The following is a 16,700-nucleotide window of genomic DNA, read 5'->3' on the forward strand; positions in this document are numbered from 1 at the left end:
CCACTGTGACCGAGATGTCGTTTCTTCCGGGAACTGCCTTCAGCCGCAGCGCTCGTGGAGGCCATTTCCATTCGCCCGCTGCTGTTGCGTGATCCGCCGTTAGCTTTCGTGCAATTTCGGTATCTGTCCACGCACTTGCCGGCATAGCCTCAAGCATCACGGTCGGGCCTCCGTTCACCGAGACGGCGATATATAGCGGTTCTCCCGGATTAGGGAATGCCAGTTTTCCGGGCGTCCCGTCGAGCCTTCGATAGCTACCGAGGTCGGCTTCTCGGTGCCCCCCTGGCTCATGGCGGAACCATGCCTCGAATTCAAGCGAATGTCCCCAAAGGCTTGGGACTTCAAGCCGTGCAGTCTCGCCTGGACGCAGGACAACCGCCACTTCAGGTGCCGCTGTCGCGATTCTCCAAAGTGCGTAATAGATCAGAGGGAAAGCGGCGATGACACCCCAGATTGTCCATGCTCGCACCAGTGCTCTAACTGTCGGCATCTTATGTGGACCCTCCTACCTTTCCAGGGGCAACGTAACGGGGAAAAGATGTTTTGGCAGCCAGATTGCCTGTGAGCCCACATGGGGCATCTGTTTAACGGTGATGTGTAAATATTCCTAGGTAATTCGGTACAACCAAAACGAGCACTCCACACGCCACAATGCCCCGCATGCAGTACAGATACACCTTGCCACCGCGGCTCTTGATTATGCGACGCGCGGCATCGCTATCGCGACTAATCCGGCTAAGTAAGAGGCCGCAACCGACCGTAACGAGACCGACGATTAGAATCGGCGCAAACCTAAACGATACAATCGATACCAGCAGACAGAGTGCAAGAAAGACATGGAGAACGAGCAGGCTGACGAAGATCTTGGCTTGATTTGCCGCAATTTTTTCCATATTGCACCTCCTGTCGGAAGGCTTCGAAAGCGGTGGTCGTGTGTGCACGACGGGCCAAAGAATGTCGCGGACGCGCCTATCATGTGTGTCGCCCATTCATCATCGGATATGGGACGCAGTATTGCAACTGGATGTGAACGGCGAGTGCATAGACAACGAAAAGCCCGCTGGGAGCGGGCTTTTCTGGGCGCAACGAGTTTGCTGTAGCAGTGGCCGAATGCCGCTCGTCATTCCATCTCCTGACCGGCGAGGTGGCGTAGGTCTCGGCGTAGCTTTGCGTATCTAGCCTTGTCAGATAAGGCGCAGGTACTGCTGCATCATTGGCGTGACGGGTGCTGGTGCTGCCGTGGGTTGCGTGCTCATGTGACGGGAAAAGTTGCTTTGGCAGGACAAGTTTACCAGCGGCCTTGATGATGCCGCGCGAATCTAGTCATTTGGCCGACTATGTCGGTTCGACAATCGGTACCAGATCGGAAAGAGTCGCATCATCGAGTCAATGCGGTGGCTTGCAAGCTATCCACGCTTTATCCCGATTGTTTTGTGTTCTGTGGGAACGGTGGGCTTGAGCTCTTTGGTTTTGATTTGACGGGCGCTGCGCCGTGGCCAGTGATGGCGTTCGACGGCGTGAATCCTGAGGGTTTGGTCCAGCGAGTCGCTGACGATTTCGCAACCTTCCTTCAACTCATTGGACCGGAAATGGAATTGCGGATCACCGAGGCCGTTTCCCAAGATTGAAATGGCCCGAAGAAATCAGGCAGGTCAACACCGGCGTAGTCTTAGCGTTAAATTATGTTAAATTCAAAACGTGGGGCCACATGCAGCATGACTTCCTTAACAGTCCCCCCTAAGATTTGGGCACTCCAGATTGGAGATCCAAAGTAAATTCCTGTTGAAGGAGAAGTTATGGCCCTGTTTCGCCTCATGGTCGGCAGCGCTTCGCTGATTGTTCTTTCCATACTGAGCGGCTGCGCATTTACCCCGCCGACAGCGTTCGATCGGTACCGTGCAGAAGCGGATAAGATTGCGAACATGACACCAACTCAGAGGGAGCAATATCGGCTCCAAAAGGTGGAGGAAACCAAGAAGAAAGCGGAACAGGGCGATGTAATTTCTCAGTACGTATTGGGCGACGTTTATTATGAAGCAAAGGACTACTCTTCCGCTCACTTTTGGTATCTCAAGGCGGCGGAACAGGGCAACTCACTCGCACAAAACGGTGCCCTGATCAACGTAGCAAGGGACTACAGCGAAGGAAAAGGCGTCCCTCGTGATGATGTCAAGGCCGCCTACTGGTTGCAGAAAGGTGCCGACCAAGACATTGCGGAAGCGAAAGTCAAGCTAGCAGATATGTACGCCAAGGGTCGTGGCGTGCGTCGTGATAACGCCAAACGAATTGCCCTACTGCAGAGCGCGGCCCGTGGTAGGAGCCAGGAGGCCATCAAAATCCTTGCCTCCCTCGGTGATCCCGGCGGCGTTCTGCAGCAAATTGCTACGGAGGATGAACGGAACAGACAAAATACGGCGCGGGCCGTCAACGAGGCAGCCGCTCGACGGGCCTGGGAGCAGCAGCAACAGCAACAGCCTCAACGGATGTGTACGCAAACAGGTGGCGGGGTCGTTGCTATGTTCCCCTGTTGACATAGAGCAAAATAATTCCGTCACTCCAGAATCCTCGTGGATCAAGGCTTCCGGCTCGCGAGTTGACGACTTTATTGGCGGTTCTCAAGCGTCATTTGCTCGTCCGCTGACAAATAGTCTTCTGCAGGAAAGTCATCTGGAACAGACAACAAGACGTAGCTTATGAAGTCGTGATGCTGGTTCAGGGGCGCAGCCATGTTCGTGTTTGTAGCCTAGTATGGGACGCGTGGTGTCCTTGGTATGCTCAATTCAAACGACCGGTACACGGTCGCAAAATGAATGCGTTTAGATTGAAAGATCAGGCGTAGGTTAAAGCGTAGCTTTTGCGATGGCGCCTTGTCAGCTAAGGTGCAGGTACTGCTGCATCATCGGAGTGTGGCCTGCAAAGGCCTCGGGCGACAGCGTGGTCATAGATCCGGCATGAATTTGTTGCTTGAGTTGCCCCGAGTTTACCAGTGGCTTCGACGAATACGGTCGAAGTTGGCCGATAAGCCAGCAGATCGCGCGATACGACTCCATGTCCGGCATCGATTCCTGGCCGCTCGGATGGTCCCAAGGGATAGCGCCGGCGTTTGTCTTGCCGGCATGACACTGATGAATCAGCCAAGGCGGGCAGGCGGCCTGTCGGCTAACCGGATCTCGATCCGACTTGCAGCGTCGTGCTGAAACCCTCTCCGGGCACTCGTTCCAAGACGGCCGCGCTGTTGACCTGAATCAATCGGGGGCGATCGACTCCGCTTAAAGTGAATTCACGTCGGAATCGATGGACGCGCGGCAAGGGATACGATGTGCGGTCCGCTACTGACGGAGACGGCTCGGCAAATCGAGCTTCTGCAGAGAAAACGTCGTGAAAGAGGCATCATGAGATCCCCATCGTTTGCCATGCTCGCCGCATTATTCGCGGGGTACGCCGTGTCGATGACTGCCAATGCGCAGACGTTAGACAAAATCTCCCGGTCCAATCAAATCGTTGTTTCGTACAGGGAAGCCGCCGTGCCGTTCAGCTATCTGCTGACGCCGCATAAAGCCGTCGGCTTTTCGATGGACGTAACGGAAGCAATCGTCGACGACGTTCGCAAGGCACTTCGCAGACCGGATCTGAAGGTCGCTTACGTGCCGGTCACAGGTCAAAATCGAATTCCGCTGCTCGTCAATGGCACCTACGATCTGGAGTGCGGGTCGACGACAAATACGTCGGCGCGTGGCAAGGACGTCGCGTTTTCGATCAATTACTTTTATGCCGGCACGCGGCTGATGGCCAAACGGGCGTCGGGCATTGGCGACTATGCCGACCTCGCGCATAAGTCCGTCGCGACGGTCGGCGGGAGTACGAACGAAAAAACGCTGCGGCGCCAGCTCGAAGCGCAGCACATCGATGCCGAAGTCGTGCTGACAAAGGACTATGCCGACGCACTAAAAATCGTCGCGGACGACAAAGCGGCAGCGCTCGCCCTCGATGACGTGCTGCTTTACGGGCTCAGGGCCAACGCGGACGACCCGAGTACGTGGGCCGTGGCAGGAGACGCGCTGCAGGTGGAGCCGTACGCATGCATGGTGCGCAAAGACGATCCGGCGTTCAAGCGACTCGTCGATGGCACGCTCACTCGGCTCATGAAGAGCGGCGAATTCACTCGCCTGTACGCAAAGTGGTTTGAATCGCCGATTCCGCCACGCGGCGCGAATCTCGACATGCCGATGAGCGCGGCGCTAAAGGGAAATCTGGTCACGCGCAGCGATCGACCTGCACAGTGACGATCCATCGGCCGGGCGCAGGTCGTGGCGTAGCGTCGTGCGCCGGGACTTGTCGAATCATGCCGGAGAACAAGGAAATACCCGCTTGCGACAGCGGGGCGTTGCTCCTGCGATCCTCAAGCGTTGTCCGTGCGCCAACGACGCGGTGTCACGCCGGTGACGCGCGTGAATGTTCTCGTGAAGTGGCTCTGGTCGGCGAAGCCGCATGCGTCCGAGATCATTTGCAGGGGCATGGACGACGTGCGCATGTACATCATCGCTCGCTCGATACGCTGGTCGATCAGCCAGCGATGGGGCGGCAACCCGGTGGTCTGATGAAAGGCTTTGACGAAATGGCCGCGAGACAGGCCGCATGCTCTCGCCACATCGGCAATCGAGATGTTCCCGGTAAGGTGTTCGAGAAGAAGTCCCTTCGCCATTCGCTCCTGCCACGCAGTGAGTTTGCAGGTCGACTTCTCCCGGCGCTCGCTGACGCCGCCATACAGGCGCGCGACATGCGCCTGGAAGGCAAGCGCGACGTGGTCGATAAAGAGCTGAGACGCATGCTCGGGCCGCGCTAAAGCGGGGAGCAGAGCCTGGCCCAGGCGGTGGATGATCGGATCCGTCGCGCTCAAGTGCGGCGGCAAGTAGAGCTGTGGTCGCTGTCTGCCGCCGATTTCATCGACTGTCTCCTCCAGCGTTCGGCGAGGGAGGTGAAAATGGATGCAGTCGAACGCCCCCTTGAGGTCGGAAACCCATCTGCGATCAAGGTCATGAATCGTGACGGTCCCCGCATCGTAGGGGACGAAACGGGCAACACGTCCGTCAAGCCACAATTCCTGTTCGCCGAACGCGCGCAATTGCAGCACGATGAGATCGGCGTCTTCAAGTTCATATGGCGCAGTTCGGCCAATATTTCTACGAGATGTCTTCAGTCGGCTGATGCCGACTTGGGAATGCGGCAACGTCTGCGTGACCACGCTTTGCCTGAGGTCAGCCGGCATGAAATCAGATGACGCGTTGTCCGACTGTGCGGCGGTCATGGATGCGGGGAAACGTAGAGGGCTTGGCCGCGAAGTATACCAAAGCGAAATTTGGCCCGGCGTCAGTCGTGTCCGGCACATCGGCCTCTGAATGGCCGCGGTGCATCGCAAAGGCGGGGCGATCGAGATCGGAGAGCGTCGGTCCGATGCGGCGATTCGAGCTCGCCCCGGGCGGGCATTGAAAATGCCGGCTTCACTCGGCGCACGGGCGTACGTGCGCCGAGTCCGTCCTGCAATATCAGGACGTGTGCGCCGACATTAGATCGAGCGCCACCGCCTGCGCGACTTCGATGCCGTCGATCGCTGCCGAATAGATGCCGCCCGCATACCCGGCGCCTTCTCCGGCCGGATACAGCCCTTCGACGTTCACGCTCTGGTAATCGTCCTTGCGCCGGATCCGGATCGGGGACGACGTGCGCGTCTCCACGCCGGTGAGCGCCGCGTCGTGCATCGCGAAGCCGGCGATCTTCTTGTCGATCTGCGGCAGTGCTTCACGAATGGCTTCGATCACGTAGTCGGGCAGCGCGGTGCTGAGATCGGTCGGGCGCACGCCCGGTTTGTACGACGGCACCACGGAGCCGAGCGACGTCGACGGCCGGCCCGCGATGAAATCGCCGACCAGCTGCCCGGGCGCGCTGTAATCGCCGCCGCCGAGCTCGAACGCGCGTTCTTCCCATTTGCGCTGGAACGCGATGCCCGCCAGCGGGCCGCCCGGATAGTCTTCCGGCGTGATGCCGACGACGATGCCCGCATTCGCGTTGCGCTCGGCGCGGGAATACTGGCTCATGCCGTTGGTGACCACGCGGCCCGGCTCGGAGGTCGCCGCGACCACCGTGCCGCCGGGGCACATGCAGAAGCTGTAGACCGCGCGTCCGTTGCTGCAGTGGTGAACCACCTTGTAGTCGGCCGCGCCGAGTTGCTTGTGACCGGCGAACTTGCCGAAGCGGCTGCGATCGATCAGCCCCTGCGGATGTTCGATCCGGAAGCCCAGCGAGAACGGCTTCGCTTCGACATATACGCCGCGGTCGTGCAGCATCTGGAACGTGTCGCGCGCGCTGTGGCCCACGGCCAGCACCACGTGATCGCACCGGAGCGTTTCGCCGTTCGACAGCGTCAGCGAGCGCACCTTGCCCTGGTCGATTTCGATGTCCTCGACCCGGGTTTCGAAGCGCACTTCACCGCCCAGTTCGTGGATGGTCGCACGCATCTTTTCCACCATGCTGACGAGGCGGAACGTGCCGATGTGCGGTCGGCTCAGGTACAGGATGTCTTCCGGTGCACCGGCCTTGACGAATTCGTCGAGCACCTTGCGGCCGTAGTGGTGGGGATCCTTGATCTGGCTGTAAAGCTTGCCGTCGGAAAACGTCCCGGCGCCGCCTTCGCCGAACTGCACGTTGGACTCGGGATTGAGGACGCTCTTGCGCCACAGGCCGAAGGTGTCCTTGGTGCGCTCGCGCACGGCCTTGCCGCGCTCGAGGATGATGGGGCGGAAACCCATCTGCGCGAGGATCAGGCCGGCAAACAGGCCGCACGGCCCCATGCCGATGACGACCGGGCGCAGGAAGTTGCCGTGCTCGGGCGCCTTCGTGACGAAGTGGTACGCCATGTCGGGCGTCACGCCGCAATGCGGCGTGCCGGCGAGTCGCGGAAGCACGGCCGCTTCGTCCTTGACTTCGACATCGACGATATACGTGAGCTTGATGTCGGCGCGCTTGCGCGCATCGTGCGCACGGCGGAACACCGTGTAACGGAGGAGCCCGTCTGCCGGCACGCCAAGCTCCGCGAGGCGCGCGCGGATCGCGGCCTCGAGGGCGCTCTCGGGGTGGTCGAGCGGGAGTTTAAGTTCGCTTAGCCGTAACATGAGTATTCGGATACGGTCGCCACGAAGTCGTGGCGGTGTTGAGACGGGCGGGGCGGCGCGCTGGCGGCAGGGGTGCTGCGTCAGCCGCGCCGCGCGGGCGCGGCCCGGATTTACTCCGCTGCCGGATGCACGCGGCTGTAGCGGTTCAGGATCGGGATCATCTGCGCGTAGATCTTCGGGTTCGCCGCGACGATCTCATGACGATGCAGGAAGTCGGCGTCGCCCGTGTAGTTGCCGACGAGGCCGCCGGCTTCGGTGATCAGCAGGCTGCCCGCCGCCATGTCCCACACGTTGATGCCTTGCTCGAAGAACGCGTCGAGACGGCCGGCCGCGACGTTCGCGAGATCGAGCGCGGCCGCGCCCGGACGGCGCAGCCCCGTGCAGGCCTGCGTCATTTCGGTGAACAGGCGCGCATATGCGTCGAGGCCGTCCTTCTCGCGGAACGGGAAGCCGGTGCCGACCAGCGCGTCCGCCAGGCGGTCGCGACGGCCGACGCGGATGCGGCGGTCGTTCAGGTACGCGCCGCGGCCGCGGGTGGCCGTGAACAGGTCGTTCTTGTTCGGATCGTAGACGACGGCCTGCGTGACGACACCCTTGTGCTCGAGCGCGATCGACACGCAGTAGTACGGGAAGCCGTGGATGAAGTTGGTCGTGCCGTCGAGCGGATCGATGATCCACTTGAATTCGGATTCGTTCTCGGATTCGCCCGATTCTTCCGCGAGGATCGCGTGGTCGGGGTAGGCGGTCTTCAGCGTCTCGATGATCGCCTCTTCGGCGGCCTTGTCCACTTCGGTGACGAAGTCGTTCTGCTGTTTCTTGCGGATCTCGATCAGGTCGAGGTCGAGCGAGGCACGGTTGATGATCTGTCCGGCGCGGCGCGCAGCCTTGACAGCGATGTTGAGCATGGGATGCATGGCCTGGATCCTGTAGCCGGCGGCACGGGCCGCCACGAAGTGGAACACACCGCCCGGAACGGCGCAAACGTGCCGGGCGAGATGAGACGCGAATTGACAAAGAGCAGGGTACGACCCGTGTCGCACGGGATGCGACACGTAAACGCATGATTTTACCCGATTTTCGAGAGTTTCAGGTGGCCGGAATGCGGGGAAACCCCACTGGCCGTCCGGACGAGTGGGTTTGCCGGGGCGATGGCGATACCATACTGCCATTCTGATGAACCGAGTCGTATGCAGTGGAAACCCCGCAGAACCCTGCCGCGCCGTCCGAATCGGGCGCGGCCTCGTCCCCGCCGCCATCCGGCGGCTTCACGTCCACCCGCTTCGTGCTTGTCGAGCCGAGCCATCCCGGCAATGTCGGGGCGGCCGCCCGCGCGCTGAAGACGATGGGTTTCTCCAGGCTCGTACTGGTCGCGCCGCGCGTGCCGCACGTGCAGAGCGACCCCGAGGCGATCGCGATGGCGAGCGGCGCGGATGACGTCCTCGCGTCCGCGCATGTCGTGCCGACGCTCGGCGACGCGCTGTCCGGCGTCCAGTGGTCGATCGCGCTGACTGCCCGCGCGCGCGAATACGGGCCGCCGCGCCTTGCGCCGCGCGAGGCCGCCGAACAGGCGCGCGCGCAGGTCGGCACCGGCGACATCGCGCTCGTGTTCGGCAACGAGCGCACGGGCCTCGCGAACGAGCACGTCGAGCAGTGCAGCGCGCTCGCGCACATCCCGGCAAATCCGGCTTACAGTTCGCTGAACCTCGCACAGGCCGTGCAGGTGCTCGCGTATGAACTGCGCGTCGCGCTCCTGGAGCAGGGGAGCGGGCCGTCGCATCAAGCGCAGGCCGAAGTAGGCACGCTCGCGCAGAGCGATGAGATCGAGCGGATGTACGCGCACCTCGAGAACGCGCTGATCGCGCTCGATTTTCTCGATCCGCGCAACCCGAAGAAGCTGATGCCGCGGCTGCGGCGCCTGTTCGCACGCACCGGTCTCGAGCGCGAGGAAGTCAACATCTTGCGCGGCATCGCGAAGCACATCCTGCTGAAATCCGGCACGCCTGACGGCGACGCGTAAGCGGCCCGGCACGCCGGCTGCCGGGCGCTCGCGGGCTGCACGGCTGCGTCCCCGCCCGCGAACGCCGCATTGCATCGACCGCTCGATGTCGGTGACCTTGCGCGCGCCGATCCATCGGAAGGCCGTGTCGATCCGCCGCGACGGGCATTCCGCACGAATACCCGTGCCGCCGGCGGGGTGAACGCGCGACGCCGTGTGGCCGCGCGCGAGTGGCCCTACAATCGCCGGACGTCATAAGCAAATTACCCGGTGCGATAACGGCCGGCCTTTGCCGGCGGGGCACGCCGGCCTTTTCCCCAGCCCAGACCAGATCATGTTCACTAGACTGCGCGAAGACGTTGCGACGATTCGCGAGCGGGATCCCGCCGCTCGCAGTGCCTGGGAAGTGCTGACCTGTTATCCGGGGCTGCACGCGCTCGTGCTGCATCGCTTCGCGCATGCGTGCTGGCGCGCGAAGCGCTACTGGCTCGCACGCTTCGCGTCGCAAGCCGGGCGCTTCCTGACGGGTATCGAGATTCACCCGGGCGCGACGATCGGCCGGCGCGTGTTCATCGATCACGGGATGGGTGTCGTGATCGGCGAAACTGCGATCGTCGGCGACGACTGCACGATCTATCAGGGCGTGACGCTCGGCGGCACGTCGCTCACGCGCGGCGCGAAGCGCCATCCGACGCTCGAGGCCGGCGTGATCGTCGGCGCGGGCGCGAAGGTGCTCGGCGGTTTCACGGTCGGCGCGGGTGCGAAGATCGGTTCCAACGCGGTTGTCGTGAAGCCGGTGCCGGCAGGCGGTACCGCGGTGGGCAATCCGGCGCGCATCGTGATGCCGGCGCAATCGAAGCCGCAGCCCGAGCGCGCCGCGTTCTGCGCGTACGGGATCACGCCGAACGCGGACGACCCGATGTCGCTCGCAATTCACGGCCTGATCGACCACGCGGCGAAGGAAAGCCGGCGCGTGGACGAGATCGTCGCGGCGCTCGAGCAACTCGGTACGCATCTGGAAACGCTGCAGGGCGCGGACGCGGCGCGTCTCGACCTGCGCAGGCTGTCGGCGGTGCTGGAAGGCAAGGCGCTCGAGCGCCAGTCGTAACGCGGCGCATGCCGGCGGCCGCCGGCAGCGCCGATCGCGTCAGTCGAGCGGCATCGCGTGGATGCCTTCGGCGTCGACGCGCAGATAGCCGCCGCGCGGCATGCCGTGGTCGAGATCCCAGTCGGGCAGTACCCAGCGAATCCCGCCCGGTTCGGCGTGGCTTGCGGGGCGATGCGTGTGGCCGTGAATGATCACGCTCGCGCGGCTCTTCCGGAACAGCGCGGCGATGCCTTCACGCGTGACGTCGTAGAGCGGCGAGGCGGGGCGCATCCGGCCCGCTTCGCTGTTCGAGCGCATCCGTTGCGCGAGCGCGCGGCGCCAGCGGAACGGCCACGCGAGAAACAGCGCCTGCGCGATGCCATTGCGGGCAAACCGCCGAAATATCTGGTAGCCGCGATCGGCCGTGCATTGCGCGTCGCCGTGGGCGAGCACGATGCGCTGGCCGAACGACGTGATCAGCGCCGGATCGGGCAGCAGCATCGCGCCGGCCGCCTTCATGAAGCGCCGGCCGAGCAGGAAATCGCGATTGCCGTGCATCACGTAGAGCGCGATCCCGCGTTCCGAGAACGTATGCATCAGCGCGGCCATGCGCGCCGCGAACGGATCGTGGTCGAGCACGTCGTCGCCGATCCAGTATTCGAACAGGTCGCCGAGGATGAACACCGAGTCGGCGCTGTCGGCCGTGTATTTCACGAAATGCTCGAACGCGGCGACCGTCTTCGGAATCGCCTCGCTCAGGTGCAGATCGGAGAGAAACAGGAACGGGCGTGCGGCTTGCGCGTATTCGCGCTCGCCCGGCACGCCCGCGGAGACGCTTCGCGGCGGACTCTCCTGCAACATCGAAGTGCCTCCGTAACGGACTATGCGTCAGACCACCACGGCCTTTTCGATCACGACGTCGTCGGTCGGGACGTCCTGGTGGAAGCCCGCGTTGCCCGTCTTGACGCCCTTGATCTTGTCGACCACGTCCTGGCCTTCGACGACCTTGCCGAACACGGCGTAACCCCAGCCCTGCGGCGTCGGCGACGAGTGGTTCAGGAAGTCGTTGTCGTTCACGTTGATGAAGAACTGGGCGGTCGCCGAGTGCGGATCGTTCGTGCGCGCCATCGCGATCGTGTAGTTGTCGTTCTTCAGGCCGTTGTTCGCTTCGTTGTCGATCGGCGCGTCGGTCGGCTTCTGCTTCAGGCCCGGCTCGAAGCCGCCGCCTTGAATCATGAAGCCGTTGATCACGCGGTGGAACACCGTGCCGTCATAGTGACCCTTCTTCACGTAGTTGAGGAAGTTCTCGACCGTCTTCGGTGCCTTGGCGGCGTCCAGCTCGAGCTTGATCACGCCGTGGTTCGTGTGCAGTTCAACCATGATGAAATTCCTTCGGTGAGGCGGTTTAAATGGCACGCGGCCGGTCGTGCGACGCGGCCGCGTGTGGCGCCGGACGTGCCGGCAGGTGCTTATTTCGAGACGATGCTGGCCGATTCGATCAGGACCGGCTGAGCCGGCACGTCCTGCATCGGGCCGCGCGAGGTCGTCGCCACGCCTTCGATCTTCTTCACGACGTCGAGGCCCGACACGACCTTGCCGAACACCGCATAGCCGTTGCCGTCCGGGTTCGGGTAGTCGAGGCCGCTGTTGTCGACCGTGTTGATGAAGAACTGCGCGGTGGCCGAATTCGGATCGCTGGTACGCGCCATCGCGATCGTGCCCGTCAGGTTCTTCAGACCATTGCGGCTTTCCAGCGGGATCGGCGCGCGGGTCGGCTTCTCCTCGAAGTTGGTCTTGTAGCCGCCGCCCTGGATCATGAAGCCCTTGATCACGCGATGGAAGATCGTGCCGTTGTACTGGCCGGCCTTCACGTAATCGAGGAAGTTGGCGACCGTCTTCGGCGCCTTCTCCGGATAGAGCTCGACGCGGATGTCGCCCTGCGAGGTCTTCAGCTGCACGACGGGGTGCGCGGTGGCCGATTGCGCGAACGCGGGCGCGGTCGCGAGAAGGGCGGCGCCGCCAAGCGCCAGCAACAGACGTTTCATTGCGATCCTCAGATTGGGAGGGAAGAAAGGTTGCGCCGCTTACTGCGACGGCGCGACGTACGGCGCTGTCAGCGCGCCGGACGGACCGTTGAACTGGAACGTCGGCGACATCGGCAGCGTGGTGGTGCTCACGTTCGCGGCGGCGCGATCGGTGTACGCGCGCGTCGCAGGCGTGACGGCGCGTGCATTCGCCGCCGCCTTCGGCGGCGACACGATCTTCTGCAGGTCGGCGAGGCGCTGCGCGGTCGCGCCGCTCGTGCGGCCGAGCGATTGCGCGCGCTTGTACGATTCGGCCGCGAGGCGCAGATAAAGGTCGCCGAGGTTCTCGTACGCGAGCGAGTAGCTCGGGTTCGATTGCGTCGCGGTGACGAGCGCGCTGCGCGCTTCGTCGTAGCGGCCGTGCTTCGCGTAGAGCGCCGCGAGGTTGTTGTACGGTTCGGGCAGTTCGGGGTAGGCCTGCGTGATCGCGACGAACTGCTGGATCGCGTCGTCGTCGCGGTTCAGGCGGGCGAGCACGGTGCCGCGCTTGAACTGCGCCTGCACGTCGTGCGGATTCGACGCGATGCGCGCGTCGAGTTGCGCGAGCGCCTGTTTCCACTGCTTGCCGGCGATCGACCCGTCGATTTCGGGCGTGCCGTCGGCGGTGGCCGGGGCCTTTTGCGCGTATGCCGCGGGGGCCGCGAAAAGCGTCAGTGCGACGCCCATGACGGCGGTCGCAACGAGGGTCGCAGCGCTCGGCGCGCGGCCGCGATGAGGTTTCATAGGCGTAAATCGGAATGTTATACTCCGACCCATTCTAACAAAACGTCTGCGCGTTCCGGCGAGCCGCAGATAGTCTTTCTTTGCCTCTCGTGGCCGTCACCGCTGTGCTTGCAGCCTGACCGCCCCATGTGATACCGAGGACGCGCGGCGTCGTGCCGCGGCAGGTGGTCCGTCCGTTTCGCATGCTGGGCGAGCTTCGCCAGGGCGGTTTCCTTCGGCTCACGGTTCATCTCTATGGAATCACTGCGCATCTACAACACGCTCGCGCGTGACAAGCAAGTTTTCGTGCCGCGCCAGACAGGCGAAGTGCGGATGTACGTATGCGGGATCACCGTCTACGACTATTGTCACGTGGGCCACGCGCGCATGCTGGTCGTGTTCGACCTCGTCCAGCGCTGGCTGCGTGCGATCGGCTATCGGGTCACGTACGTGCGCAACATCACCGACATCGACGACAAGATCATCCGCCGCGCGGTCGAGAACGGCGAGACGATCAAGTCGTTGACCGACCGTTTCATCGGCGCGATGCACGAGGATGAAGCGGCGCTCGGCATCCAGCGGCCGGACATTGAGCCGCGCGCGACGCAGTTCATTCCGCAGATGCTCGGGATGATCGAGCAGCTCGAGGCGAACGGCTACGCGTACCAGGCGACCGACGGCGACGTCAATTATTCGGTGCGCAAGTTCGCGAACTACGGGAAGCTGTCGGGCAAGTCGCTCGACGATCTGCGCGCGGGCGAGCGCGTCGCCGCGAACGATGCGAAGGAAGATCCGCTCGATTTCGTGCTGTGGAAGCGCGCGAAGTCGGACGACCCGGAAGGCGCGTCGTGGGCATCGAAGTACGGGATGGGCCGGCCGGGCTGGCACATCGAGTGCTCCGCGATGGGCTGCACGCTGCTCGGCGAGCATTTCGACATCCACGGCGGCGGCCAGGACCTGCAATTCCCGCACCACGAGAACGAGATCGCGCAGAGCGAAGGCGCGACCGGCCAGACGTTCGTCAATTACTGGATGCACAACGGCTTCGTGCAGGTCGACAACGAGAAGATGTCGAAATCGCTCGGCAACTTCTTCACGATCCGCGAAGTGCTCGAGCGCTACGACGCCGAGGTCATGCGCTTCTTCATCGTGCGCACGCACTACCGGTCGCCGCTCAACTACAGCGACGTGCATCTCGACGATGCGCGCGCGTCGCTCACGCGCCTGTATACGGCGCTGAAGGATGTCGAGCCCGACGCGCTCGCGCTCGACTGGAACGAGCCGCATGCGCAGCGTTTCGCGGCCGCGATGAACGACGACATCAACACGCCGGTCGCGGTGGCGACGCTGTTCGAGCTGGCGGGCGAAGTCAACCGCACGCGCGATGCATCGCTCGCGCGGCAACTGAAACAGCTGGCTGGCCTGCTGGGCCTGCTTGGCCGCGAACCGCGCGCGTTCCTGCAGCAGGGCACGGGTGCCGCGCAGGCACGCGGGCTCGCAGCCGACGAAATCGAAGCGAAGATCGCCGCGCGTGTCGCGGCGAAGCAAGCGAAGGACTATGCCGAAGCGGACCGGATTCGGGCGGAACTGCTCGACGCCGGCATCGCACTTGAAGACAAACCGGGCGGATCGACCGAATGGCGTCGCGTATGAGCGCGGTGCGTTCCACTGACCGATCCGTCAGGTAGGAGGCAAGATGGCAACGGCCAGAAAAGCGCCGGTCAGGCGCGCGACTCCGCTCGCCGCGCGTCCGGCGGCCAAGCGCGCGCCAGCGGCGAAGGCGGACGCGACGCGCGCCGTGCCGAACGGCGCGCTCAACGGTCATGCGAAGCCCGCACGCGGGAAGGGCGCGGACGCGGCGCAGCCGGAGGTCGCGATGGCGGCCGCCGACGCGGCCCGCAAGGTGCGTGCTGCCGATGCGGCAGTCGACGGCGCCGATGGTGTCGTGCGCCCCGCATACTGGGACAAGGCGTGCGCCGATCTCGTCAAGCGCGACCGCATCCTGAAGAAACTGATCCCGAAGTTCGGCCCCGCGCATCTCGTGAAGCGCGGCGACCCGTTCGTCACGCTCGCGCGCTCGGTCGTCGGCCAGCAGATCTCGGTGCCGTCCGCGCAGGCGCTGTGGGCGCGCATCGAGGATGCGTGTCCGAAGCTCGCGCCGCAGCCGGTCATCCGGCTCGGGGCGGACAAGCTGATCGCGTGCGGACTGTCGAAGCGCAAGACGGAATATATTCTCGACCTCGCGCAACACTTCGTGTCCGGCGCGCTGCACGTCGACAAATGGACGTCGATGGACGACGAGGACGTGATCGCCGAACTCACGCAGATCCGCGGCATCAGCCGCTGGACGGCCGAGATGTTCCTGATCTTCAACCTGTCGCGGCCGGACGTGCTGCCGCTCGACGATCCGGGCCTGATCCGCGCGATCAGCGTCAATTACTTCAGCGGGGAGCCCGTCACGCGCAGCGAGGCGCGCGAAGTGGCCGCCAACTGGGAGCCGTGGCGTACCGTCGCGACCTGGTACATGTGGCGCAGCCTCGACACGCCGGACGCCGACGCCGATTGACGGCTATCGGGTTTTAAACATCAATAGTTGAGAGCCGGTCTTGCACGTCGCCCGCGCGGGTAGAATACGCGCTGCCGCAAGACCCAAGGATTCGAACACATGAAGACCACGTTTCTGGATTTCGAACAGCCGATCGCCGAACTCGAGGCCAAGATCGAAGAGCTGCGATTCGTGCAGGACGACTCGGCTGTCGATATTTCGGAAGAAATCGAGCGTCTGTCGAAGAAGAGCCAGCAACTGACGAAGGACCTCTACGCGAATCTGTCGCCGTGGCAGGTCTCGCAGATCGCGCGGCATCCGCAGCGTCCGTACACGCTCGATTACGTTGCGGAACTGTTTACCGATTTTCACGAACTGCATGGCGACCGCGCATTCGCGGACGATCTTTCGATCGTCGGCGGTCTCGCGCGCTTCGGCGGGCATCCGTGCATGGTGATCGGCCATCAGAAGGGGCGCGACACGAAGGAACGCGCGGCGCGCAACTTCGGGATGCCGCGTCCGGAAGGCTATCGCAAGGCCGAACGCCTGATGCGTCTCGCCGAGAAGTTCGGGCTGCCGATCTTCACGTTCGTCGACACGCCGGGCGCGTACCCGGGCATCGGCGCGGAAGAGCGCGGCCAGTCGGAGGCGATCGGCCGCAACCTGTACGTGATGGCCGAACTGAAGACGCCGATCATCACGACCGTGATCGGCGAGGGCGGTTCGGGCGGCGCGCTCGCGATCGCCGTGGCCGACACCGTGATGATGCTGCAGTTCTCGACCTATTCGGTGATCTCGCCGGAAGGCTGTGCGTCGATCCTGTGGAAGAGCGCGGCGAAGGCGCCCGAGGCAGCGGAAGCGCTGGGCCTGACCGCGCATCGCCTGAAGGCGCTCGGCCTGATCGACAAGATCATCAACGAGCCGCTCGGCGGCGCGCACCGCGATCCGAAGGGCATGGCCGCGCTGCTGCGCCGTGCGCTGGCCGATTCGCTGCGTCAGTTCCAGGGCATGAGCATCGATGCGCTGCGCGAGCGCCGCTTCGAGCGCCTGATGGCCTACGGCAAGTTCAAGGAAACCACGCCCGGCGCATGACCGGCGTGTTCGCATCGCGCGCCGTCCG

Annotated in this window: 14 protein-coding genes; 7 read left to right on the forward strand and 7 right to left on the reverse strand. The window is 63.5% G+C overall.

Annotated elements, in window-relative coordinates:
• The first annotated feature begins 1,796 nt into the window (after positions 1-1,796).
• Together HWX22_RS07745 and HWX22_RS07750 are read left to right on the forward strand one after the other, a co-directional pair.
• The gene (locus tag HWX22_RS07745) at positions 1,797-2,531 is read left to right on the forward strand and encodes a tetratricopeptide repeat protein (RefSeq protein ID WP_175915342.1); all 735 of its coding nucleotides are present in this window, start codon (positions 1,797-1,799) and stop codon (positions 2,529-2,531) included.
• 861 nt (positions 2,532-3,392) lie between these two features.
• On the forward strand, positions 3,393-4,283 hold the full coding sequence (locus HWX22_RS07750; RefSeq protein WP_175908609.1) for an amino acid ABC transporter substrate-binding protein: 891 nt from the start codon (positions 3,393-3,395) through the stop codon (positions 4,281-4,283).
• Between the two features lie 116 nt (positions 4,284-4,399).
• Here the strand turns inward: HWX22_RS07750 and HWX22_RS07755 are convergent, their stop codons facing one another.
• The 3 genes from HWX22_RS07755 to HWX22_RS07765 all read right to left on the reverse strand — a co-directional run bounded on the left by HWX22_RS07755 (position 4,400) and on the right by HWX22_RS07765 (position 8,080).
• Positions 4,400-5,305, reverse strand: a complete 906-nt coding sequence (locus tag HWX22_RS07755) for an AraC family transcriptional regulator (protein WP_175915343.1) — start codon at positions 5,303-5,305, stop codon at positions 4,400-4,402.
• 238 nt (positions 5,306-5,543) lie between these two features.
• Positions 5,544-7,166: an NAD(P)/FAD-dependent oxidoreductase gene (locus tag HWX22_RS07760; protein ID WP_175915344.1), complete on the reverse strand. Its 1,623-nt coding sequence runs from the start codon at positions 7,164-7,166 to the stop codon at positions 5,544-5,546.
• A gap of 110 nt (positions 7,167-7,276) precedes the next feature.
• Entirely contained in the window at positions 7,277-8,080 is an 804-nt protein-coding gene (locus HWX22_RS07765; RefSeq protein WP_006751612.1) for an inositol monophosphatase family protein, read from the reverse strand.
• 278 nt (positions 8,081-8,358) lie between these two features.
• Between HWX22_RS07765 and HWX22_RS07770 the strand changes: the two genes are divergently transcribed.
• Positions 8,359-9,183 (forward strand): RNA methyltransferase, encoded by an 825-nt coding sequence (locus HWX22_RS07770; protein ID WP_175915345.1) that lies wholly within the window; start codon positions 8,359-8,361, stop codon positions 9,181-9,183.
• A gap of 313 nt (positions 9,184-9,496) precedes the next feature.
• Positions 9,497-10,270: a serine O-acetyltransferase gene (cysE, locus tag HWX22_RS07775; RefSeq protein WP_059535780.1), complete on the forward strand. Its 774-nt coding sequence runs from the start codon at positions 9,497-9,499 to the stop codon at positions 10,268-10,270.
• 39 nt (positions 10,271-10,309) lie between these two features.
• Here cysE and HWX22_RS07780 read toward each other — a convergent pair whose 3' ends face one another.
• The 4 genes from HWX22_RS07780 to HWX22_RS07795 all read right to left on the reverse strand — a co-directional run bounded on the left by HWX22_RS07780 (position 10,310) and on the right by HWX22_RS07795 (position 13,056).
• Positions 10,310-11,110 (reverse strand): UDP-2,3-diacylglucosamine diphosphatase, encoded by an 801-nt coding sequence (locus HWX22_RS07780; protein WP_059817794.1) that lies wholly within the window; start codon positions 11,108-11,110, stop codon positions 10,310-10,312.
• A 27-nt stretch (positions 11,111-11,137) separates the two neighbouring features.
• The gene (locus tag HWX22_RS07785; protein ID WP_006483987.1) at positions 11,138-11,629 is read right to left on the reverse strand and encodes a peptidylprolyl isomerase; all 492 of its coding nucleotides are present in this window, start codon (positions 11,627-11,629) and stop codon (positions 11,138-11,140) included.
• Between the two features lie 89 nt (positions 11,630-11,718).
• The gene (locus tag HWX22_RS07790) at positions 11,719-12,294 is read right to left on the reverse strand and encodes a peptidylprolyl isomerase (RefSeq protein WP_012364186.1); all 576 of its coding nucleotides are present in this window, start codon (positions 12,292-12,294) and stop codon (positions 11,719-11,721) included.
• A 39-nt stretch (positions 12,295-12,333) separates the two neighbouring features.
• Positions 12,334-13,056 (reverse strand): tetratricopeptide repeat protein, encoded by a 723-nt coding sequence (locus HWX22_RS07795; RefSeq protein WP_059535775.1) that lies wholly within the window; start codon positions 13,054-13,056, stop codon positions 12,334-12,336.
• Positions 13,057-13,290: 234 nt separating this feature from the next.
• Between HWX22_RS07795 and cysS the strand changes: the two genes are divergently transcribed.
• From cysS to HWX22_RS07810, 3 genes are all read left to right on the forward strand, one after another.
• Positions 13,291-14,688: a cysteine--tRNA ligase gene (cysS, locus tag HWX22_RS07800; RefSeq protein ID WP_175908607.1), complete on the forward strand. Its 1,398-nt coding sequence runs from the start codon at positions 13,291-13,293 to the stop codon at positions 14,686-14,688.
• A 43-nt stretch (positions 14,689-14,731) separates the two neighbouring features.
• Positions 14,732-15,601, forward strand: coding sequence for a DNA-3-methyladenine glycosylase (locus tag HWX22_RS07805; protein ID WP_059702212.1), 870 nt, complete (start codon positions 14,732-14,734; stop codon positions 15,599-15,601).
• A gap of 99 nt (positions 15,602-15,700) precedes the next feature.
• Positions 15,701-16,672 (forward strand): acetyl-CoA carboxylase carboxyltransferase subunit alpha, encoded by a 972-nt coding sequence (locus HWX22_RS07810; protein WP_006478433.1) that lies wholly within the window; start codon positions 15,701-15,703, stop codon positions 16,670-16,672.
• The last annotated feature ends 28 nt before the right edge of the window (positions 16,673-16,700 follow it).

Origin of the sequence: Burkholderia sp. BCC1638, from assembly GCF_902833195.1 — a bacterium.
Lineage (GTDB): Bacteria > Pseudomonadota > Gammaproteobacteria > Burkholderiales > Burkholderiaceae > Burkholderia > Burkholderia diffusa.

Excerpts from the sequence above, each read along its gene's own strand:
- HWX22_RS07805 (WP_059702212.1), top strand. The coding sequence starts at position 14,732 with ATGGCAACGGCCAGAAAAGCGCCGGTCAGGCGCGCGACTCCGCTCGCC.
- HWX22_RS07795 (WP_059535775.1), bottom strand. The coding sequence starts at position 13,056 with ATGAAACCTCATCGCGGCCGCGCGCCGAGCGCTGCGACCCTCGTTGCG.
- HWX22_RS07765 (WP_006751612.1), bottom strand. The coding sequence starts at position 8,080 with ATGCATCCCATGCTCAACATCGCTGTCAAGGCTGCGCGCCGCGCCGGA.
- HWX22_RS07760 (WP_175915344.1), bottom strand. The coding sequence starts at position 7,166 with ATGTTACGGCTAAGCGAACTTAAACTCCCGCTCGACCACCCCGAGAGC.
- cysS (WP_175908607.1), top strand. The coding sequence starts at position 13,291 with ATGGAATCACTGCGCATCTACAACACGCTCGCGCGTGACAAGCAAGTT.
- HWX22_RS07780 (WP_059817794.1), bottom strand. The coding sequence starts at position 11,110 with ATGTTGCAGGAGAGTCCGCCGCGAAGCGTCTCCGCGGGCGTGCCGGGC.
- HWX22_RS07790 (WP_012364186.1), bottom strand. The coding sequence starts at position 12,294 with ATGAAACGTCTGTTGCTGGCGCTTGGCGGCGCCGCCCTTCTCGCGACC.
- HWX22_RS07810 (WP_006478433.1), top strand. The coding sequence starts at position 15,701 with ATGAAGACCACGTTTCTGGATTTCGAACAGCCGATCGCCGAACTCGAG.
- HWX22_RS07785 (WP_006483987.1), bottom strand. The coding sequence starts at position 11,629 with ATGGTTGAACTGCACACGAACCACGGCGTGATCAAGCTCGAGCTGGAC.
- HWX22_RS07755 (WP_175915343.1), bottom strand. The coding sequence starts at position 5,305 with ATGACCGCCGCACAGTCGGACAACGCGTCATCTGATTTCATGCCGGCT.
- cysE (WP_059535780.1), top strand. The coding sequence starts at position 9,497 with ATGTTCACTAGACTGCGCGAAGACGTTGCGACGATTCGCGAGCGGGAT.
- HWX22_RS07745 (WP_175915342.1), top strand. The coding sequence starts at position 1,797 with ATGGCCCTGTTTCGCCTCATGGTCGGCAGCGCTTCGCTGATTGTTCTT.
- HWX22_RS07750 (WP_175908609.1), top strand. The coding sequence starts at position 3,393 with ATGAGATCCCCATCGTTTGCCATGCTCGCCGCATTATTCGCGGGGTAC.